Consider the following 20,640-nt stretch of genomic DNA (forward strand, 5'->3'; position numbering starts at 1 on the left):
TGCATCGTTTGTGCCATGCTTACAGGCCGGATTGAGCATACAGACAACGCTCAAGGCAGAGATAAATAACAATTTGATGTTTCTATTCATGGCTACAAATATATATTCTTTTCATTTGCAATAATGATGCATTAACACGGGTATTTAATAAAAAATGGGTGACCATGAAAGTTGTTGTCTTCATCAATGTGTACAGCTTTTGCTCAATCTGATATTCCAGAAATGTGCACAGGCTATGGCCAAACCACCAGCAGGAATGAATATAGGCTCCAATATTTCAATGCCTGAAAAATGACCGATAAAGATAAGTGCAAATCCTAGTATCAAAATGATAATAGGTAATATTTGGTGATGAATTTTTCGGTATGATTTACTTAAAGACCAGGCACCTATGATTAATGACAATAAGATCATCGATATTTCTATCGCAGGATGAGCTAGAAATTCGAGTCCCAAAAAGGGCAATAAAGTTAACACAAAGGGAAGGAGCGCACAATGTATGGCACAGGCAGTTGATGCAGTTATGCCGATTTTATCGAGATTTAGGGCTTTGATGGTTTTCATATCTATTTTATAGAAACAAATATAAAAGCAATAATGTTGCATTTATAAAATCTATAAATATATTTGCAACTTAATTGCATTGATATGATAAATAAACTACCAGTAACCGTACTCAGCGGTTTTTTAGGAAGTGGTAAGACCACTTTATTAAATTCCATTTTGAAAAACAAAACAGGCTTAAGAGTTGCCGTGATTGTAAATGACATGAGCGAAATTAATATTGATGCACAGTTGGTTGATCATGCAGGCAGCTTATCTAAAACAGAAGAAAAGTTGGTTGAAATGAGTAATGGCTGCATCTGTTGCACGCTTAGGGAAGATTTAATGTTAGAAGTGGAGAAACTGGCCAAAGAAAATAGATTTGATTACCTGCTGATTGAAAGCAGTGGGATTTCAGAGCCGATTCCAGTGGCACAAACTTTTTCTTTTGTTGATGAAGCTGCTAACATCGATTTGAGTCGGTTTAGCTATCTGGATACGATGGTTACGGTAGTTGATGCATTTAATTTTTATAAGGACTTTGGTACAGCAGAAATTTTGCAGGATAGAAACTGGGCAGATGATGTGGCAGATAAGAGAACCATTGTAAACCTATTGACGGATCAGATTGAATTTGCCGATGTGATCATCATTAATAAACTGGATTTAGTAACCGCTCATGATGCCAGCTTAATTGAGGCCTTGATTAAAAAACTTAATCCAACGGCAAAACTGCATAAAACAATTTTTAGCGAACTCAGCCCAGATAAGATCTTAAATACTAAACTTTTTAACTTCGAATCGGCCGCTTCAAGTGCTGCATGGAAAAAGGAGTTGGATGAAGTTCATATTCCTGAAACAGAAGAGTACGGCATTAGTTCCACCGTTTTTTCGGCAAGGAAACCATTTCATCCGGAACGGTTCTGGAATTATCTTAATCAGGAATTCCCGACAAACATCATCAGAACGAAAGGCATGTTCTGGATTGCAGCCATGCGCAACGCTGCTATTAATTTTTCACAGGCTGGCGGTTCGCTGAGGATAGAATTAGCGGGAACCTGGTGGGCTGCTATGAGTGAAGTAGAAAGAAATAGTGATGCAGTTTACCAGGAGAATAAACAAATGATTTTAAGTGATTGGGATGAAACATTTGGCGATCGATTAACAGAATTGGTATTTATTGGGCAAGAACTAGATGCAAAAGCATTAAAAGAGGATCTGGAGAAGTGTTTGTTAACCGATGCTGAAATAATTGCGTACAGGAATAATATGCTGTTCAACAATCCTTTTGAACAAGTGATTTAATAGATAAAAAGGTTTTTCTAAAAATAATATTTGTACTGTTTAAAATTAAATTTAGATTTGTCTAAATTTAATTTTAGATATGATTAATTTATGAAATCAATCCTGACTATTTTCCTTTCCATCTTAATGCTTACAGTTGTTGCACAGAAGAAAACCATTATTGGCAAAATTACCAGCAACCAGCAACCATTAGAAAATATTAACGTTAAAATAATGAGTACCAACCAATCTACCAAGTCGAATAGTTTGGGAGACTATCAACTCAATACGTTTGGGAAGGCAGATGTAGTGATTCAGTTTTCAGGGATAGGGTATCAGTCAGCAAAAGTTAAAGTATCAATCATTGGAGATAGCCTTCGGTATAATATTGACCTTAAAACCCAGGCAGCTGATTTAAATGATGTGGTGATTACTGGTGTGAACCGGGCAACGGCATTGCGTAAAAGTCCGGTGCCTATTGCCGTACTATCCAAAAAGACAATGGATCAAAATGTAAATACCAATTTAATTGATGCCATTGTAAAGGGGATTCCCGGTGTAACGGCAGTAACAACTGGTCCAAATGTTTCTAAGCCATTTATTCGCGGTTTAGGTTATAATAGAGTACTTACTCTATACGATGGTTTAAGGCAGGAAGGCCAGCAATGGGGAGACGAACATGGTATTGAAGTGGATGAATATGGTATATCAAGGGCTGAAGTAGTAAAGGGCCCGGCAAGCCTGACTTACGGTTCTGATGCATTGGCTGGTGTAATCAACATGATTCCACTGAATCCTATACTCGAAGACGGAGAATTACAAGGTGATTTCACCACAAACTACCAAAGCAATAATGGACTCATCGCCTCATCTTTAGGGTTAGCTTACAGAAAAAGTGATTGGAAATATACGTTCAGGGCGAGTGGAAAAACCGCACATAATTATCAAAATAAAGTAGATGGATTGGTGTACGGAACGGCCTTTCGGGAATATAATTTATCGGCAAGCGCAAGGGTTGATAAAAGCTGGGGTTATTCAAAAACAGCCATTACCTATTACGATAACTTAATGGAAATTCCGGATGGGAGCAGGGATTCTCTCAGTAGAAAATTTACCAGGCAAATTCTGGATAATGGCGATGATATTAAAAACAGACCAATAGTTCCAGATGATCAATTAAATAGCTACGCGATTAATCCCTTACATCAGCACATACAGCATTTTAGGTTTTATAACACCAGCAACTTTAAGTTGGGTAACAGTGACTTAAATGTGCTGATTGGTGGACAACAAAGTATTCGTCGAGAATACAATCATCCAACAGCGCCAGATCAGGCAGGTTTGTTTGTCATGCTGAATACTTTAAATTACGATATTAAATACAATCTTCCTGATTTTTCTGGAATTGAAAGTACAATCGGTATCAATGGGATGTTCCAATCTAACAGGAGTAAAGATGCTACCGATTTCCCCATCCCGGATTACAATTTATTTGATGTAGGCGCTTTCTTTTTTGCCCGGAAATCTTTTGGAAAGATTGATGTTTCTGGTGGTTTTAGAGCAGACAGGCGGAATATGGAATGGAAAAATTTCTATGTCGCTTCAAATCCTCAAACAGGTTTTGGTGAGAAAGTTAGTGAAGATGCTGCTGCTTCGAATTTACAATTTCCTGCATTTGAAAAAAAATATTACGGCCTATCTGGTAGCTTGGGCTTAACTTATAACATTTCAGAAAAACTGTTAATTAAGGCAAATATTTCCAGAGGATACAGGGCACCAAATATTACTGAAATTGGCTCTAACGGACTTGATCCGGGTGCACACATTGTTTACTTAGGCAACAGAACTTTTAAACCAGAATTTAATTTACAGCAAGATTTAGGTGTGATTGCCTATCTTCGAGATGCTGATTTAAGTGTTGAAGTTTTTAATAACCACATTCAGAATTATATCTATCAATCACGTTTAACAGATGAAAATGGTAATCCGGTTGTGCTAGTTCCTGGAAATCTGACTTATCAATATCAACAATCAAAAGCGCAACTCTATGGTGCTGAAGTAAGCATCAATTTGCATCCATCGCAGCTTAAATGGTTAAGTTTTAATAATAGTATGGCTTATGTAGTTGGCCTGAATAAGAACCAAGACCTATTAGATCTGCATGGCAGTGAAGCAAAGTATTTACCTTTTATTCCACCATTGCAAATTCGTTCTGAACTTAAGGCAACCGCGCAAAAGTACATTGGCTTTTTAAATAAACCTTATGTAAAAGTGGATGCATCTATTTTTGCAGATCAGGATAAGTTTTATGCCTTGGACAATACTGAAACTTACACGAAAGGATATACTTTATTTAACGCAGGATTTGGTTCAGCAATTCTGTCTGGAAAAGGAAAGGTACTAATGAATATTTTTATACAGGTCGATAATGTATTTAACGTGGCCTATCAATCACATTTAAACCGCTTAAAATATTTTGAATACTACAACTCATCACCAAATGGAAGATCAGGAATTTATAACATGGGTAGAAACTTTAGCTTTAAAATGATTATTCCTTTTTAATCAAAATTGATAACTGCGATTTGAAAATCCATTTTGGAAAAATATTTTGGATTTTTCTATATTTATGAAATATGGAAGAATCATTAAGTGAACAAAGATTAGGATTTCTAAGGCAATCTATTGGAAAGGTGATGACCAATTCACCTTCAAACTATATGAATTGGTTGGCTCCGATACTGATAAAAGCTGAAAGTGGAGTTTTGGTTTGTCAGTATACCATTCGTAAAGAAATGACTAATCCTTATCATATTTTACATGGCGGCGTAACAGCTGGCATTATTGATGATTTGATTGGCGCAACAGTTTACACTATGGGCCTGAATGATCGATACACCACCGTAAATAATTATATAGATTATTTTGCGCCAGCGGTAGAAGGTGATGAAATCAGAGCAGAAACTTCCATCATTAAAAAAGGAAAAACGATTTTGAACTTACAATGTGAGGTCTTTTTGCCCTCAAAAAAGCGCCTGATTGCAAGAGGATATTCAAACATGTTAAACATAGGTTAACATATTCCCGATTGCTTTGCGATTATTTATTAATTCCTTTAAACTAACGAAACATTCTGCGTTGTAACTTGTTGTATCTTAACCAAAAATATAATGAGCCATGTTAGAAAATTATTCATCCCTGCAATTCATTGTGAGAGGCAAGATTTTTAAAGGATTTTGCATGCGCATTCAAGACGATTTTCATGAAACTTATGCTGTTGTTTTAGACGGCTACCATTCATTTTGTATCTGGTTAGATAATAAAAGTGAAAAATGGTGTGCTTCTAAAAATGTAGCTATTGATCCAGATGCCATTGATGAAATTATTAACAGAATTTCTATTCCACCACAAGTTTCTTAAAAGTCTGACTTTAAAATGCTCATAAACTTAAAAAATCCCTGATCTTATCGAGATCAGGGATTTTTTAAGTTTATACACTTTCATTCTCATCGTTAAATAATATTGATACTTTATCCGAAAAACAAATAACAAATTCCAATTGCTGTACATACCCCAACTAAATCCGCCAGAAGCATAGATCCGATGGCATACCTGGTATTTTTGATTTGTACAGAACCGAAATAAACGGCTACCACATAAAAGGTAGTATCTGATGCACCCTGAAAGATGCCTGATAATCGGCTTGCAAAAGAATCAGCACCGTAGGTTTCCATCGTGCTTACCATCATTCCTCTTGCAGCTCCGCCACTTAAAGGCCTGATTAATGCGGTAGGCAAACCTTCCACAAATCTGGTATCTGTTCCCAAATAAACAAAGATGTTTTTAATTCCATTGATGACCACATCAAAAGTACCACTTGTACGCAATAAACTAATGGCTACGAGCATACCCACCAAATAAGGGATGATGTTAATCGCCGTTTTAAATCCATCTTTTGCACCATCTATAAAGGCATCAAACACATCAATTTTTTTGTATAACGCACCAAGCACAATTACAAAAAAGATAAATAGGATCAGTCCATTACTTAATAAACCAGAAAAAGACTGAATACCAGTGGCATCTAACGACCGGATGTAAAGTACGAGACTGGCAATAATAGCCGATAAACCTAAAATCCAACCGATTACAACGGGTTGCAAAAGGTTAATTTTCTGTTTAAATGAAACAATAAGCATGGCTGCCATAGTACCAACAAAAGTTACAATTAAACAGGGAATAAAAACATCTGTAGGATTTGAAGCATTCTGGGAAGCACGGATTGCAATAACACTTACCGGGATTAAACTCAAACCAGCCGCATGCAAACATAAAAACATGATCTGGGCATTGGATGCTGTATCTTTATTAGGATTAAGTTCCTGTAGACTTTCCATTGCCTTTAAACCAAATGGGGTTGCAGCATTATCCAGTCCAAGCAAGTTTGCTGAAAAGTTCATGATCATATGTCCCATAGAAGGATGACCTTTTGGAATATCAGGAAATAATTTAGAAAAAAATGGGCCAACAATTCTAGACAATAAACGGATACCGCCTGCTTTCTCAGCGATACTCATTAACCCCATAAATAACGCTAATATGCCAATAAGCTTTAAACAAAGTTCTACCGAAACCCAGCAAGTTTGAATGATGCCATCTAATTTAAGTGGATTTGCAGCGTCATCGGCCTTACCAATCACCATCCAGTTGAAAATATCGCTTTGTCCGAAAAAGAAACATTTTATACCCGCTACTACAATTGCAACGATTATAAACGCAGACCAGATTCTACTTAATGCCATTAGGTTTGTTTAGTTATATTTTAATGGGATGAAAATACCCTTTTTAAATGAAAGTGCCAAGTGGAGTACGGAGTCTTCAGTCTGGAGTCTAAAGTATATATTACGCTAATAAAAAAAGTCCATAGTCTGATCACTTTCGCGCTCCAGACTATGGACTTTTGACTCAGGACTTAAGACTTAACTAAGGTTTCTCGTCGGTTAATTTGAAACCCCAGGTTTTTCCTTTTTCTGTGGCAGGGATTCCACTTGTCATCCACACTGGCGCTTTCGCACCCTTAAGGTAGTGATCAAAAAATTGTTGCTCACGAATCTGAATATCTTTACGGTTTTGACGCTGAACTAAATTATGTGCTTCGCCGTTGTAATTTAACATCCAAACGGGTTTGCCCAGGCGACGTAAGCCTGTAAACATTTCAATACCCTGATACCATGGCACCGCTCCATCTGCATCATTTGCCATCACCACTACTGGTGTATTAACTTTAGGAAACATAAATAATGGAGAGTTTTCTATGTATAGTTCTGGCTTCTCCCACAAGGTGGCACCAATTCTACTTTGGGTTTTTTCATATTGAAACTGGCGATTCATGCCTGTTTCCCAACGAATTCCACCGTAAGCTGAAGTCATGTTCACTACAGGCGCACCTGCCCAGGCGGCGGCGTACATATTATTTTGTGTGATCAGATATGCCACCTGATAACCACCCCAGCTTTGACCCTGAATACCAATTTTGGTTCCATCTACCCAACTGTTTTTCTTGAGGCTTTCTACGCCGGAGTTAATATATTCCACAGCTGATTGTCCTGGATGTCCGCTTTCATATCTAATATCAGGTGCAAAAACCAGGTAACCATTACTTACAAAAAATGAAATATTGAGACGGGAAGGCGTAGGGGCAGGTGCCTGATAATTGTATAAGCCATCCGTTAATTTTTCATAGAAATAAGCAATCATTGGATATTTCTTATTGGGATCAAAATTTTCCGGTTTGTATAAAATACCTTCTGCCTGGTAGCCTTTAGGGGTAGTCCATTTTACCAATTCTGCAGTACCCCAATTATAATTCTGTTGCTGTTGATTAGTATTGGTTAACTTCGTTTCTGTTTTAAAATCAGTAGTGACATATACATTTGGCGATTCTACATAATTTGCTTTATCATAAATGTAAGTTTCAGCATCCTTCGCTTTTGCTAAATTAGAATACTTATATTTCGCCATCACCATCATTTCAGGTGCTTTAACAGCACCCACGTTTGTGCGATAGAAACCATTTTCTTTAGTCACGTTATTAAAAGCATTTAGCCAAATGACTTCGTTAGATTTTACAAATTTAGAATCTACATTTCTTTCAGATCTATTTTCTGGCAATACCCTTTCGTAACGGAAAGTAATTTTATTGGCCCTGCCGAAACCTGCTGTAATGTTTTTTGGTGCTGATTTTCCATCTGGTGAAAAGGACCACAAATCATATCTGTCATTTAGGATAACAGCTTTATCATCTGCCGTCCAGGTAGCAATTCCATAAGCCGATGGAAGATTAGGAACATCATTATCTTCATCCACGAATTTTACATCTAAACTTTCAGTAAGTGCGGTTACTTTTGAAGTTGAAACATTATAGGTATACCAATTGCCATTCTTTCTGTCAAAATACAACACATAATTACCACCTGGAGATGACATGGCGTAGCCATTCAATTCAGCAATAATCTTCTTACGCTGACCATTTTTGGTATCAACTAAATAATAGTCTTTAGCGGTTGAACCACTCCATTGGGATTCAATTCTATGTCCAAAATCTGTTGTGGCCAAAACAGCATCTGCATTCCCTTCGGCAATAAGGCTGGCATCTGGAACTGTTAAATCAGTTAATGGAATCACTTTAGGATCGCTACTATAAACATCAATCACCGATAAATAACTTTTTTTGCCATCACGATCAACATTTTTTAGTTGCATCGGCTGTAAGTAATCATCTTTATAATTCCAGACATCAACTTTGGCTACTTCAAAATCTACAATGGTGGTGTCTTTTGGACTTTTAACAGGTGAGATGCCAAAAAATAATTTCTTTCCATCCTTACTAAAAGTCACTTTTCCATCACCATTAACCGACCATTTTGCTGGTAATCCTGGCATATCAAAATCGACTATGGTTTGTGCGGTATCTAAAGTTAAAGAATTGTAGTAGACATTGTAATTCTTTATTTCCTGCTTTTCAGGACTTTGTTCACCTACGAATGCCAGATGCTCACTTTCTTCATCAAAGGCGAAATTTTTAAAACTACCTTTCCCCTTAATCAAGGTTTTTGAAGTACCTTTTTCAGTATTTAATAAAAATACACCTTGAGGTGCCGTTTTATCTTTTTTAGATCCACTACAGGTATATACAATTAGTTTACCGTCTTTACTGATGGCGTAATCGGTTACAAATTTAAAGGTCTGATCGGCTCCGGTAATTAGATTTTTAACCACCAAATCAGTTCCCTCTTCAGTTTTGCCTTTTCCAGCAGGTTCATCAGCTATAAAATCCATAGCTGAATCTTTATTATCAGCAGGTTTTGTAACTCTTTTAGCAGTATCTGGCTTTTCTGTGAGGTAAGCCATTACACCCGAACCTTCTTCAGGAAACTTAAATGATTTTACACGTGCAACTTTAGTGATTGTATTTGTGGTGAGGTTGGCAATGCCCAATGAATCTTTCGGCATTTCTTCGGGCTTTTTCTTCTTAATTTTAGCCTGGCGGATATCTTTATTGAATGGGCGAATGCTGAATACCGCAAATTTTGAATCATTGCTAAACTGTGCATTCATTCCTCTGGGAATAGTTAGCTTAGCATTGGTTTTGAGGTTGTTCAAGTACAATTGTGCATCACCTTCTTGCTGCAGAACACCGTACATTGCCCAGGAACCATTATTTGATAATTGCTTAAGGCCAACTGATTCCCAGGTATCATATACCGTATGATCTAAGGGTTTCTTTTGTGCATAAGCAAAGTTGACAACTAAAAATAGAATGATAGATAGTCTTTTCTGCATTTTTTAAAATAGATTAATAAGTTGGTTGTGATTTGAAGCTTCTAAAATTGGAAATTTCTGGCTCATTAAGAAACATGTATGCCAAATATTACAATAGGTTAATTTGATGAAATAAAAGATCAATGTTTAATCTTGGTGTTTGTAAAAAACTCATTACATTAGAGGCGATAAAAAGTAAATACAATTATCTAACTAATTATTAACTGATGCGTATTTTGCTGGTACATCTGCAAAATATTTATGCAAAATGAAACCTTGAATGGTATTTGTTATCTGATCTCTTTTCTATGATTTATAAAGCGAAGTCATTTTTATCCCGGTTAGTTTACAACAAATTTTTTTGGCAGTTTTTTCTAGCCATTTTTATGCTTTGTACCGCTGTGTTTTTTATCCACGGTCAACATATAGAGATTTTAGAAATTAAAGCGCAATTAAATACCGCTGTACCCAGCTATATTGGGATAGGGGTTTTACTTACCATTTTATATATAGTAGCCCAAGGGCAAATGTACGTGCATAGTTTTAAAGCCTTAAATGTGCACATGGGATTGCGCAATGCGATTGTACTTTTTTTAAAACGGAATCTGATCAGCATTTTTCTTCCTGCAGGTGGGTTCTCATCACTGATATTCTTCACCAAAGAAATAGAAGAGGAAGGTATTTCAAAATCCAAAATTCACCTTTCTTCTACTCTTTTTGCCTTCTGTGGGATTCTTTCTGTGGTTATTGTGGCCATACCGGTTTTGGGAATAGCCCTTTTAACCACCAAACTAGGTCTGGTTGAAATTTTAAGTTTTGCATTTCTGCTTTTATTAACCGCATTTTTATTTGTAGCCATTTACTCCATTTCAAAAAAAGGGTGGGCGTATCAATGGCTTTCCAGGTTAAGACCATCTTTATCAGCTGTATTAGATGATATGGTTGACGAGCGCATCAGTAGAAAGCACTTTTGGTTAACATTATTGATCTCTATCGGAATTGAATGTATTGGTATTCTTCACCTGTACATTTGTATGCTCGCCTTAGGATTTAATGCCAGTTTACCTGCTGCAATTATCGGCTATATTGTAATGGTCATTTTATTAATTTCTTCGCCATTTCTCCGTGGCCTGGGAACGATAGAGGTTTCATTAACCTTTATCCTGAGTCAGTTTGGTTTTCCAATCATTGCTGCCGCTACCATTACCTTAATGTTCAGGTTTTTCGAATTTTGGCTCCCCCTTATTGGAGGCATTATTAGTTTTATTACCAAAAAAGACAGCATAGTTTTAAGAATCCTTCCTGCATTTATCATTCTCATCCTCGGTGTAGTAAATATTATATCTTCTATTACTCCAGCTATACCAGCAAGATTGCGTTTGGTTAGAGATATTTTTCCTGAAGATTTAGTAGTAACCAGTAATGCGTTGGTTTTAATATTTGGATTAATTCTGGTAATGATCAGTGTCTTTTTGCTACAGGGATCTAAAAGGGCATGGTACGTTGCCGTATCTATAACTTTGTTTTCTGTTTTAGGACATTTATTCAAAGCGGCTGATTATGAAGAAGCAATATTAGCTTTATTGGCATTTTCATCTCTGTTCTATACCCGGGCAAATTACAAGCTTAAAACACATCCTAAATTTGTTCAGGTTGGATATCCTGTGTTTATATTCGCTATCCTGGCCGTTTTTGCCTATGGAGTAATTGGTTTTTACTTTATTGATAAACGGCATTTTGGTGTTGAATTTCAATTTGTAGATTCAGTTAAGGCTGTTTTAAAAGTGATATTTTTTATAGATGATCAGGCTTTACATCCTTTAACCAAGTTCGGATTACATTTTGAACAATCCATTTATTGTGCCAGCGGACTGGTAATTTTGTTTATAATTTTTAGTTTATTAAAGCCCTACTTTTTTAAGCCATATAATACTCCGAAAGACTTTGAAGATGCCGAAAACCTTTTACAACAAAAAGGATCATCTGCCTTGGATTACTTTAAAACCTACCCAGATAAGTTTATCTATTTTAATGAAAGCCGAACTGCTTTTATCAGTTTTAAGATTACCCGCCATTTTGCTTTAGTACTGGAAGATCCTGTTGCCGAATCAACGGAGGAGAAACTGTCCATGATTAGGCAATTTGAAAAGCGCTGTGAAGAAACTGGCTTCATTGCGGCATATTACCGCGTTCCTGAAGAATCATTATCATTTTATAAATCGATAGGGAAAAAGTTTATCCCGATAGGAGAAGAGGCTGTTTTAAACCTGGAAACTTTTACCATGGATGGAGGTAAGATGAAAACCACCAGAAGTGCGATCAACAGATTGAGCACTGAAGGCTTTATTTTTAAAGTTTATGAAGGGCCACAAAAAGAAGGACTTTTGCAAAAATTACAAACCGTTTCTGATAACTGGCTTAAAGATCTCAATCAAAAAGAAGTGGCTTTTACACAGGGCATTTTTGATAAGAGCATTTTAAAAAATCAAACTATTTTAACAATAGAAGATCAGGAAGAAAAGATTTATGCTTTTTTAAACCTGATTCCTGATTATGCCATGGGTGAGGCTACGTATGATCTGATCAGGAAAGAAACAGATGCACCTAACGGGGTTTTGGATATGCTTCTGGCCAAAACTTTTTTATATCTTAAAGAACAGGGGTTCACTAGTGTAAATATGGGATTGGCACCGTTATCTGGAATTGATGGGGTTGATGTTACACAGAAAACCATTAAGTACGCTTATGATAATTTAAAGGTCTTTGCCCAGTTTAAAGGGTTACGCCGGTACAAAGAAAAGTTCTATCCCGAATGGAAGAAGAAATATTTGGTTTACAGTCACCATTATCATCTATTACAAGTGCCTAGCGCTTTGAAACGTATCTCTGAAGGTAGTTAAACCTTAAATACCAGTTAAGATGGTAGCAACTATTTTTTTGATGTCATTATCAAATTTATGGGAACCTGGTATTAAAACTTTGTTAAGATTTTTATGGTCTTTAAGTAATTTATAAAAGTCGCTGTCTTCATCTTTACCAAAAATACAAAGTACGGGCGTAGTATGCTTATATAGCTCAGGAATGGTTTTATATTTCGCCTCGTTGCTGCCGAAGCTCATTAAATCGCTTAGTCGAACTACAAAATCTGTTGAGGTAGAAGGCGACAGTAAAACCGATGATTTTAGCTTATTGAACAATTCTTTTGATAACCGCGGAATGGTAAAGGCAACAGCATCTGCACCAAAAGAATAACCGATAAAAGAAAACTCTTCTTTTCCATAAACTTTAAGGTAATGCTGAATAATTTCAGAAAAATCATGAGCCGTTTTATCCGGGCTTTTCTGCTCCCCAAAATATTTCCGGCTATCCAGGCTTACGACTGAATAATTTTTCAGAACCAATTCATTAACCAATTTTTGTGAAAAACTGTTCATACCACCGTCTCCACTAATATAGAACAGCAATTGCTTAGCTTCGCCTTTTCTCGAACTGCTTAATGGATATTTCGACATGTCTTGAGCCTTCATTAAACCTGGTATAAACAGCAATATAAATAAAGATATAATACGCATTTGCAATAGATTACTTTTGGTTAGACAGGATGGAAACAATTTTACCATAACTGCTTACTGCATAATGATGATTGCCCTCCAGAGTATCAAGGTGAAAATTAGTAGTGGAAACGTTTTTCAGATGTTTATCATTTTCTTCCACACCATAAAAGCAATATACCGGGATGGAAATTTTTTGAACTTCCTGATCTACTTTATAGACATAATGATCAGATGAAATATTAGTAAGATCTGAAAAGTGAACAACAAAATCTGTTGTAGCGTAAGGGGAGAGCAGTTCTAAGGCCATAACATGTTTTTTAGCACGGTAGGGCAAAAGGTTATAAATGAAGGGGACTACGTCAGCACCAAAAGAATAACCACATAGATAAATTTGATGGGCATGATACTTAAAAGCATATTTTCGCATCAGTTGTAGAATGTCTTGTTTGGTTTGCTCAGGCGTTTTCTGTTTCCAAAAATAACTTCTGGCATTAATACCAATCGTTTGAAATCCACTGTCAGCAAACTTAACGGACAAATTATCTTCAAATTTCATCCAGCCACCATCGCCTGAAAAAAATATCAAAAGCTTTCTGGTAGGTGTTTTTTTTGCAGGGTAAAGAAAAATTGGGAGGTTAAACTCTTTTATTCCCATCGCATTATACTCACTGCTTCTATCTCGTTTAAATAATGCACAGCTGCTTAAACAAAAACAAACAGCTAATAATAGAAATAGAATATTTTTCATAACGCTAAATGAAAGTAAAACCTACCATAAAGGATAAACCATGCGGATTGATATCCAGATCATTGGTGCTCATTTTATAACCTTTAAATCCAAGGCCCAAAAATGTACTTATATTTGAATTCCATGCATATTTTGCTCCAAAGCCTGCGTAAACATATAATCCCTGCTCCTTAGTAATTGAAATATTATTGGGCATAATATCTTCAGCGATATGGTATTTGTTAAATGATATTCCTACAGATGCTTCAGCATAAGGCTTTATTTTTTTTGAATTTCTGAAGTTGTATTTCAGATTTCCAAAAACAGGTATAAAACGAAGTTGACGAAGCGTATATCCATTATCATGGTGTATTGGCGTAGTAGAATATTCCAATCCTGCTCCTGGTTCCAAACCGTTCTCAAACAAATAATTTACTTTAAAAGATGGCGCATAAAATAAGTTGCAATGTGTTGATCTCAAAAGTTCAAATGCGGGTGAATAAGTAAATTTTGAGGTATTGATCATTTTATCTTGTGCAATCAATAAAAAAGGGGCAAGCAAAAATATTAAGCTAAATTTAAGCGATTTCATGTTAACAAAGTTTTTTCTGCAAACATAATAAATAAGTGTAACAAAAATGTTATATTAAAATTCAGGTCAAAAAAAAGCACCGTTACCGGTGCTTCTTGTTATTTTTTAGCTTGTTGTTGTTGACGCATATAATCGTCTAATCGCTGTTGAAATTTAGATTTCTTCTTTTTTTCATCTGCAGGCCGTGCCTTATTCTGCTGAATTAAAGCATGAATTTTATCATCATCAACCATTTTACGAATTAAGATCTGCTGACCGAAAGTCATTAAATTGGCTAAGAAATAATAATAATTTAAACCAGCTGGATAGCTATTTAAAACACCTAGAAAGATTACCGGCATTACATAACCAATGTATTTCATTTGACCTGTAGCACCAGAAGTCTGGTTGTTAAAATAAGTCATGATAAGGGTAGAGATGGTCATCAATACGCACATTAAACTTAAGTGATCACCAATAAATGGCAATTTAACACCGAATTTAATAAACTCGTCATAAGTTGATAAATCTTTCATCCAAAGGAAACTCTCGCCACGTAATTCAAATAAATTAGGGAAGAAGAAGAAGAATGCCATTACTAATGGTAACTGTAGAACCATTGGTAAGCAACCACCTAACGGATTTACTCCGGCTTTTTTATAAAGCTTTAAATATTCCTGTTGTACAAGCGTTGGATTATCTTCACCAACTTTAGCTTTAATTTCATCCATTTCTGGTTTTAAAACCCTCATTTTAGCCATTGATAAGTATGACTTATAAGTAAGTGGTGATAAAGCTACTTTTAATAAGATGGTGAGAACCAGGATAATTAAACCGAAGTTCCAGCCAAAATTATTCAGGAAATTAAATACGGGCAATACAATAAAGCGGTTGATGTATTTTAAAGGCCAGTAACCTAAATCAACTTGCTTTTCTAAATCGTAACCCTGATCTTTTAAAGCAGAAAATTTATTTGTTCCGAAATAAAAATCCATCTCATATGCCTGATTTGCAGTATGCGCATAAGGCAATTGCATATTGGCATCATAATATTTTACCAATCCTGGTGCCGTTGGGATTTTTACTTCTAAACTTCCTTTTTCAAATGGTTGTTTAGCAATTAAAGAAGCCGAGAAAAAGTGTTGTTTAAAAGAAAACCATTGAATTTTACCTTTCGTTAATTCTTCCTTTTCATCTTTTGAGACACTTAAATGGTCTACATCACCATCTACGTATTTGTAATAAGGTGCAGAATAACGGTGTTCACTTTCGATAGATTTTTCTTGTTGTAATAGCGTAGTCTGCCAGTTTAAACCAATAGTATTACCTGCAATTACCTGTTGTAGTCCAACCAGATTAATTTTAAAGTTTACTTTATTACTTAACCCCTTTAAATCGTAAACGTACTCTATGTAGGCATTAGCACCATAGTTGGCACGCATGCTTACCGTATTAGCTGTTTTAGTTGGCGTAAAGTATAAATCATTGGTATTGATGACTTTTCCTGCAGCATTCAGGTTTAACCCAAATTTATTCTGGTTACCATCAAACAAGATCAATGGCTTTCCGGCATAGGTTTTTTGACCTTTTATCTGCACGGATGAAATTCGGCCACCTTTATTACTTAAGGTGATTAACAATTTCTCATTTTCTAAGGTAGCGTTGGTCTCTGTGCCAGTTAAAGCTGTACCGAAAGGGCCTTTTAATGCTAGGGAATCTACAACTGGATTAACTGCAACAGTTTTTGTTGTATCTTTTTGAATTGGGTTTGCACCAATCTTTTTTAATGAATCGACTCTATTAGTAGAGTCAACTCGAGCTTGTTCTCTTTTTACTTCAGCTTCATTTGGCCTTAAAAAGTAAAATGATCCTGCTAAAATGATCATGATCAGGAACAATCCTGTAAAGGTATTTCTATCCATTATTCGTGTTTGTACTGCTTTTAATTCGTTTTCTTTTTCGCATACTCCATTGCAGCGGCGACAAATTTAACAAAAAGTGGGTGAGGATTAGCAACTGTTGATTTTAATTCTGGGTGAAATTGTCCACCAATGAAAAATGGATGGTTTTTTAACTCCACAATTTCTACTAAATTGGTTTGTGGATTAATGCCAGAAGCAATCATACCCGCATCCTCATATTGTTTTAAGTATTTACTGTTAAATTCAAAGCGGTGGCGGTGACGTTCATTAATGTGCGCTTTTCCATAGATACCAAAGGCTTTGGTGCCTTTTTTAATATCGCATGGATAAGAACCCAAACGCATGGTACCACCCATGTTTACGATGCTTTTTTGCTCTTCCATCATATTAATTACCGGATGTGCAGTTTCAGTATCAATTTCGGTAGTATGCGCACCTTTAAGGCCTAAAACATTACGGCCGTACTCAATCACAGCACATTGCATGCCCAGGCAAATGCCGAAAAATGGAATATTGTTTTCGCGAACATATTTAATGGTATCTATTTTACCTTCAATACCACGACTTCCAAAGCCGGGTGCTACCAGTACTCCTTGCAGGTGACCGAGTTTCTCTTGTACATTATCAGGGAAGATACTTTCTGACGGAATATATTCTACCCGAACTTTACATTCATTTTTTGACCCAGCATGAATGAAAGATTCTATAATTGATTTGTATGCATCCGGTAACTCTACGTATTTGCCAACTAAACCAATTTTTACTTCAGCTGTAGGATTTTTCAAACGACCAAGAAAATCTTTCCAGCTTTCCATATCCGGATCATTTTTAGTCGGTAATTTTAATTTTGCAAGAACCGTTTTATCTAATTGTTCTTTTAGCATCAACAAAGGCACATCATATATAGTTGATGCATCCATCGATTCGACTACTGCATTGATGTTAACGTTACAAAATAATGCGATTTTTTTTCTGATTTCAGGACTGATGTGGTGTTCGGTACGGCAAACCAATATATCTGGCTGTATTCCGTATTCCAATAAAGCTTTAACAGAGTGTTGCGTAGGTTTTGTTTTTAATTCACCAGCAGCAGCTAAATAAGGCACCAGGGTTAAATGGATTACGATGGCATTGGTACTACCTTCTTCCCATTTAAACTGACGAACAGCCTCAATAAATGGAAGAGATTCAATATCTCCAACGGTACCACCCAATTCGGTAATCACGATATCATATTCACCACTATCACCTAAAATACGCATGTTGCGTTTAATTTCATCAGTGATGTGTGGTACAACCTGAACGGTTTTGCCTAAATATTCACCCTTACGTTCTTTGCTGATTACGTTTTGGTAAATACGACCAGTAGTTATATTATTTGCCTGAGAGGTAGGAACATTTAAAAAACGTTCATAGTGACCAAGATCTAAATCAGTTTCAGCTCCATCTTCAGTAACAAAGCATTCACCATGCTCATATGGATTTAAAGTTCCTGGATCGATGTTAATATAAGGATCGAATTTCTGAATGGTTACACGGTAGCCGCGTGCCTGTAAAAGTTTAGCTAAAGATGCGGAAATAATGCCCTTACCCAAAGAGGAAGTCACACCACCCGTAACAAAAATATACTTAGTCATGTTTGTGGTTTTTTACAGCAGATATAAAAAATTGCTGCTTTTTGTACGGGATACAAAGGTACGAAAATTACTCGTTTCAAACATTTTAAAATGAAGATAATTGAAATATGATAAAGCAATGTAAATCAGAAAATTATCAGATTCTATATTATTTGCGTCAAACATTTCATCTGCTAATAAAACAAAAAGCTTAAACATATTGCTAGATTTAAGCTTAATTATAATATTTATCAGCAGTAGAGACTAAGAAAATTCAAGATATTTCTCATCAATCAATGAAAGCATTTCTTCTGCTAAATAATCCGTGAATCCAACAGAAGCGCTCGTTTGAATTAATCTTGATTTTAAAAATTCCGGAAGCGCGTTTAGCGATTTATCGTCATCTAAAATAATAAAATGATCTCTGGATGTATCCAGATTAAACCATTCTAAAATTTCTCCCTTACGATCTAAATTTTTCACATTATCAGGAAGACGGCTGATTTTATTCAGATTAATATTTCTTATTTTAAAAATGCTGAGCCACTCGTTTAACGTAAATTTAAATTTATGTGATGTGGTGAGCACAACCTCTAATTCTGTGTGGGAAAGTACCTTATTTAGCGCTGCAATTGCTTTAGTATTAAACTCAGTAAACCCGTCCGATAAAATCTCAGGTCTTCTCCATGAGTTTGCAGGCACCATTACACCATCTATGTCTAACAATAAAAGCATAAACAAATTTATGTATTTATTTTGTTATTTCAATAATTTTATTAAAAGGGATATTATTAAAATCCGCATCAAGTTTATTAAGGAATTTAATTTTACTTTTCGTATCCCATTCTTCGTCAACAAATTCTACATCCGTCCACTCATATTCTAATGTGGCAAGTGTTCTATAAGATGGCACGCTACCAAGTTTGATATTTGCTAAAAGTGAACTGATATAGCGATGGTGACCATCAATAATTAAATGATCACATATTTTAATGTCATCAAATTTAATATCATTAATCATTTTTCTATAAATCCTATTAATTATTGGTATCGACAGTTTTGCATGGGATGAATGTAAATTTGCTCTTCCTTCTCTTATAAGGTTTAAAATAATTTCATTTGTAATTTGCTCCATAGTAATAAGTTCGAATAACAATTACAGTGGAATGTGATCAATAGGAGGGAAGAATAGTAGAACGAGATATAAAATATCGGTCTGAATCAAAAGATACTAAAGAAACAGATATCAGGTTAACTTTGTGAACGACATTTTCACTAACAACAATTATAGTAAACCTTAACTTTTTGTTCTTTTTCACTCCAAGCAATATAAAGGTTGTTTTCTTTACCCAACCGGTATTTAAAGCCATTTAATCTTGATTTTTTAAGCTCCTCATAAAATGCCTTATCAGGAACATAATTATCTGGTTTGTCAGACGGCATAACCGCAGGTTCTAGAAAATTATCTTCTAAGAAAAAATTATCTGCAATGGTTTTTAAAAAAGCAATCTGATCCTTTTCCTTTGATAAATCTACATTTGGATCAGTGCTTCCTAATAAATCAGTGCCTTTAAGTTTAACATTATAAATTTCCTTGCCATCGGCCTTTTTGATGTTAAAAATCAGCATAATATTTTCCGGTCTTCTACCAGTTAATTCAATTTTGAAAGTATCCTGAGTGTTCAAATCAGAGAATGATTTGGTGATCTGCTGATTAACATTCTTAAAATTAATAGCATTATTTTTAGCCTTATCGCCCGGTTGGCAAGCCACAAATAAGGTACTGATGGTGATTAAGAGCAATAATTTTCTCATTCCCGAAAATACAAATTTAAAACTTCTGTTAAATCATAAATCATCATTTGCCACCTAATTAATTGACCAATAAGACCATACAATTATTTTCATTTCAATTTATGAAATAATAACTGACAATATTAAATTTGCGTAACTCAGCCATGGCAAGCAGTTGATGATTTTTACAGATTGAACAATATATCATTACAAATAGCTTTCAATGATATTAGCCAAAAAGGAAAAAACCTGGTAGAAGCCATCTGCAAATGGCGCATTTTTATCAGCTTAAAATTTTATTAAAATAAAGAATGAACGAGCATAAAGAGCTAGACAATTTAAAATTTGAAATTGTTGATTATACATCTGCCTACCAGGAAGCATTTAAATCATTAAATGAGGAATGGATTTCTGCCCATTTTACCATGGAAGATTCTGATTACAAAGCGCTGGATCATCCACAAAGCTATATATTAGATAAGGGTGGTTGTGTTTTAGTGGCACTTTACAATGGAGCGCCTCTAGGTGTTTGTGCTTTAATTAAAATGAACGACGGGGAATATGATTTTGAACTGGCTAAAATGGCGGTTGCACCGGAGGCACAAGGTAAAAATATCGGCTTCCTTCTGGCTTCTGCCATAATAGAAAAAGCAAAATCATTACATGCATCAAAAATTTACCTGGAAAGTAATACGGTTTTGAAACCAGCTATCAATCTTTACTATAAACTTGGGTTTAAAAAAGTAGTTGGCAAGCCTACGCCATATGCCCGGTGTAATATTCAGATGGAACTGGTTTTACAATAAAA

Annotated in this window: 17 protein-coding genes; 6 read left to right on the plus strand and 11 right to left on the minus strand. The window is 35.5% G+C overall.

From position 1 onward, the window contains the following. Nucleotides 1-183 precede the first annotated feature (183 nt). Nucleotides 184-564 (minus strand): MerC domain-containing protein, encoded by a 381-nt coding sequence (locus EV200_RS19465; RefSeq protein ID WP_132535721.1) that lies wholly within the window; start codon nt 562-564, stop codon nt 184-186. 84 nt (nt 565-648) lie between these two features. On the opposite strand from EV200_RS19465, the gene EV200_RS19470 reads away from it, so the two are divergent. The 4 genes from EV200_RS19470 to EV200_RS19485 all read left to right on the plus strand — a co-directional run bounded on the left by EV200_RS19470 (nt 649) and on the right by EV200_RS19485 (nt 5,247). Beyond that, a complete protein-coding gene (locus tag EV200_RS19470; protein WP_132535723.1) occupies nt 649-1,848 on the plus strand; it encodes a GTP-binding protein in 1,200 nt (399 codons plus the stop codon). 90 nt (nt 1,849-1,938) lie between these two features. Further along, nucleotides 1,939-4,392 carry a TonB-dependent receptor gene (locus tag EV200_RS19475; RefSeq protein ID WP_132535725.1) on the plus strand — a complete coding sequence of 818 codons (2,454 nt, stop codon included), beginning with the start codon at nt 1,939-1,941 and terminating at the stop codon, nt 4,390-4,392. 71 nt (nt 4,393-4,463) lie between these two features. Next, nucleotides 4,464-4,904 carry a PaaI family thioesterase gene (locus EV200_RS19480; RefSeq protein ID WP_132535727.1) on the plus strand — a complete coding sequence of 147 codons (441 nt, stop codon included), beginning with the start codon at nt 4,464-4,466 and terminating at the stop codon, nt 4,902-4,904. Nucleotides 4,905-5,067: 163 nt separating this feature from the next. After that, nucleotides 5,068-5,247 carry a hypothetical protein gene (locus EV200_RS19485; RefSeq protein WP_132535729.1) on the plus strand — a complete coding sequence of 60 codons (180 nt, stop codon included), beginning with the start codon at nt 5,068-5,070 and terminating at the stop codon, nt 5,245-5,247. 110 nt (nt 5,248-5,357) lie between these two features. Here the strand turns inward: EV200_RS19485 and EV200_RS19490 are convergent, their stop codons facing one another. Continuing rightward, a complete protein-coding gene (locus EV200_RS19490) occupies nt 5,358-6,629 on the minus strand; it encodes a nucleoside recognition domain-containing protein (protein ID WP_132535731.1) in 1,272 nt (423 codons plus the stop codon). A gap of 181 nt (nt 6,630-6,810) precedes the next feature. Further along, complete coding sequence (locus EV200_RS19495) at nt 6,811-9,669, minus strand: S9 family peptidase (RefSeq protein WP_132535733.1); 2,859 nt, start codon at nt 9,667-9,669, stop codon at nt 6,811-6,813. Nucleotides 9,670-10,034: 365 nt separating this feature from the next. Here EV200_RS19495 and EV200_RS19500 point away from each other — a divergent pair, with 365 nt between their 5' ends. Next, entirely contained in the window at nt 10,035-12,548 is a 2,514-nt protein-coding gene (locus tag EV200_RS19500; RefSeq protein ID WP_208864578.1) for a phosphatidylglycerol lysyltransferase domain-containing protein, read from the plus strand. 3 nt (nt 12,549-12,551) lie between these two features. Here EV200_RS19500 and EV200_RS19505 read toward each other — a convergent pair whose 3' ends face one another. From EV200_RS19505 to EV200_RS19540, 8 genes are all read right to left on the minus strand, one after another. Continuing rightward, nucleotides 12,552-13,175 carry an AcvB/VirJ family lysyl-phosphatidylglycerol hydrolase gene (locus tag EV200_RS19505; protein ID WP_165877985.1) on the minus strand — a complete coding sequence of 208 codons (624 nt, stop codon included), beginning with the start codon at nt 13,173-13,175 and terminating at the stop codon, nt 12,552-12,554. Nucleotides 13,176-13,230: 55 nt separating this feature from the next. Next, on the minus strand, nt 13,231-13,950 hold the full coding sequence (locus tag EV200_RS19510; RefSeq protein WP_132535739.1) for an AcvB/VirJ family lysyl-phosphatidylglycerol hydrolase: 720 nt from the start codon (nt 13,948-13,950) through the stop codon (nt 13,231-13,233). Between the two features lie 4 nt (nt 13,951-13,954). Beyond that, a complete protein-coding gene (locus EV200_RS19515) occupies nt 13,955-14,521 on the minus strand; it encodes an outer membrane beta-barrel protein (RefSeq protein ID WP_132535741.1) in 567 nt (188 codons plus the stop codon). Nucleotides 14,522-14,619: 98 nt separating this feature from the next. Then, on the minus strand, nt 14,620-16,422 hold the full coding sequence (gene yidC, locus EV200_RS19520; RefSeq protein WP_132535743.1) for a membrane protein insertase YidC: 1,803 nt from the start codon (nt 16,420-16,422) through the stop codon (nt 14,620-14,622). A 20-nt stretch (nt 16,423-16,442) separates the two neighbouring features. After that, nucleotides 16,443-18,059 (minus strand): CTP synthase, encoded by a 1,617-nt coding sequence (locus EV200_RS19525; RefSeq protein ID WP_132535745.1) that lies wholly within the window; start codon nt 18,057-18,059, stop codon nt 16,443-16,445. A gap of 243 nt (nt 18,060-18,302) precedes the next feature. After that, on the minus strand, nt 18,303-18,773 hold the full coding sequence (locus EV200_RS19530) for an HAD domain-containing protein (protein WP_132535747.1): 471 nt from the start codon (nt 18,771-18,773) through the stop codon (nt 18,303-18,305). Nucleotides 18,774-18,789: 16 nt separating this feature from the next. After that, nucleotides 18,790-19,173 carry a hypothetical protein gene (locus EV200_RS19535; RefSeq protein ID WP_132535749.1) on the minus strand — a complete coding sequence of 128 codons (384 nt, stop codon included), beginning with the start codon at nt 19,171-19,173 and terminating at the stop codon, nt 18,790-18,792. 140 nt (nt 19,174-19,313) lie between these two features. After that, nucleotides 19,314-19,853, minus strand: a complete 540-nt coding sequence (locus tag EV200_RS19540; protein WP_132535751.1) for a hypothetical protein — start codon at nt 19,851-19,853, stop codon at nt 19,314-19,316. A 290-nt stretch (nt 19,854-20,143) separates the two neighbouring features. On the opposite strand from EV200_RS19540, the gene EV200_RS19545 reads away from it, so the two are divergent. Further along, a complete protein-coding gene (locus tag EV200_RS19545) occupies nt 20,144-20,638 on the plus strand; it encodes a GNAT family N-acetyltransferase (protein WP_132535753.1) in 495 nt (164 codons plus the stop codon). Nucleotides 20,639-20,640: the final 2 nt, after the last annotated feature.

Origin of the sequence: Pedobacter psychrotolerans, assembly GCF_004340665.1 — a bacterium.
Lineage (GTDB): Bacteria > Bacteroidota > Bacteroidia > Sphingobacteriales > Sphingobacteriaceae > Pedobacter > Pedobacter psychrotolerans.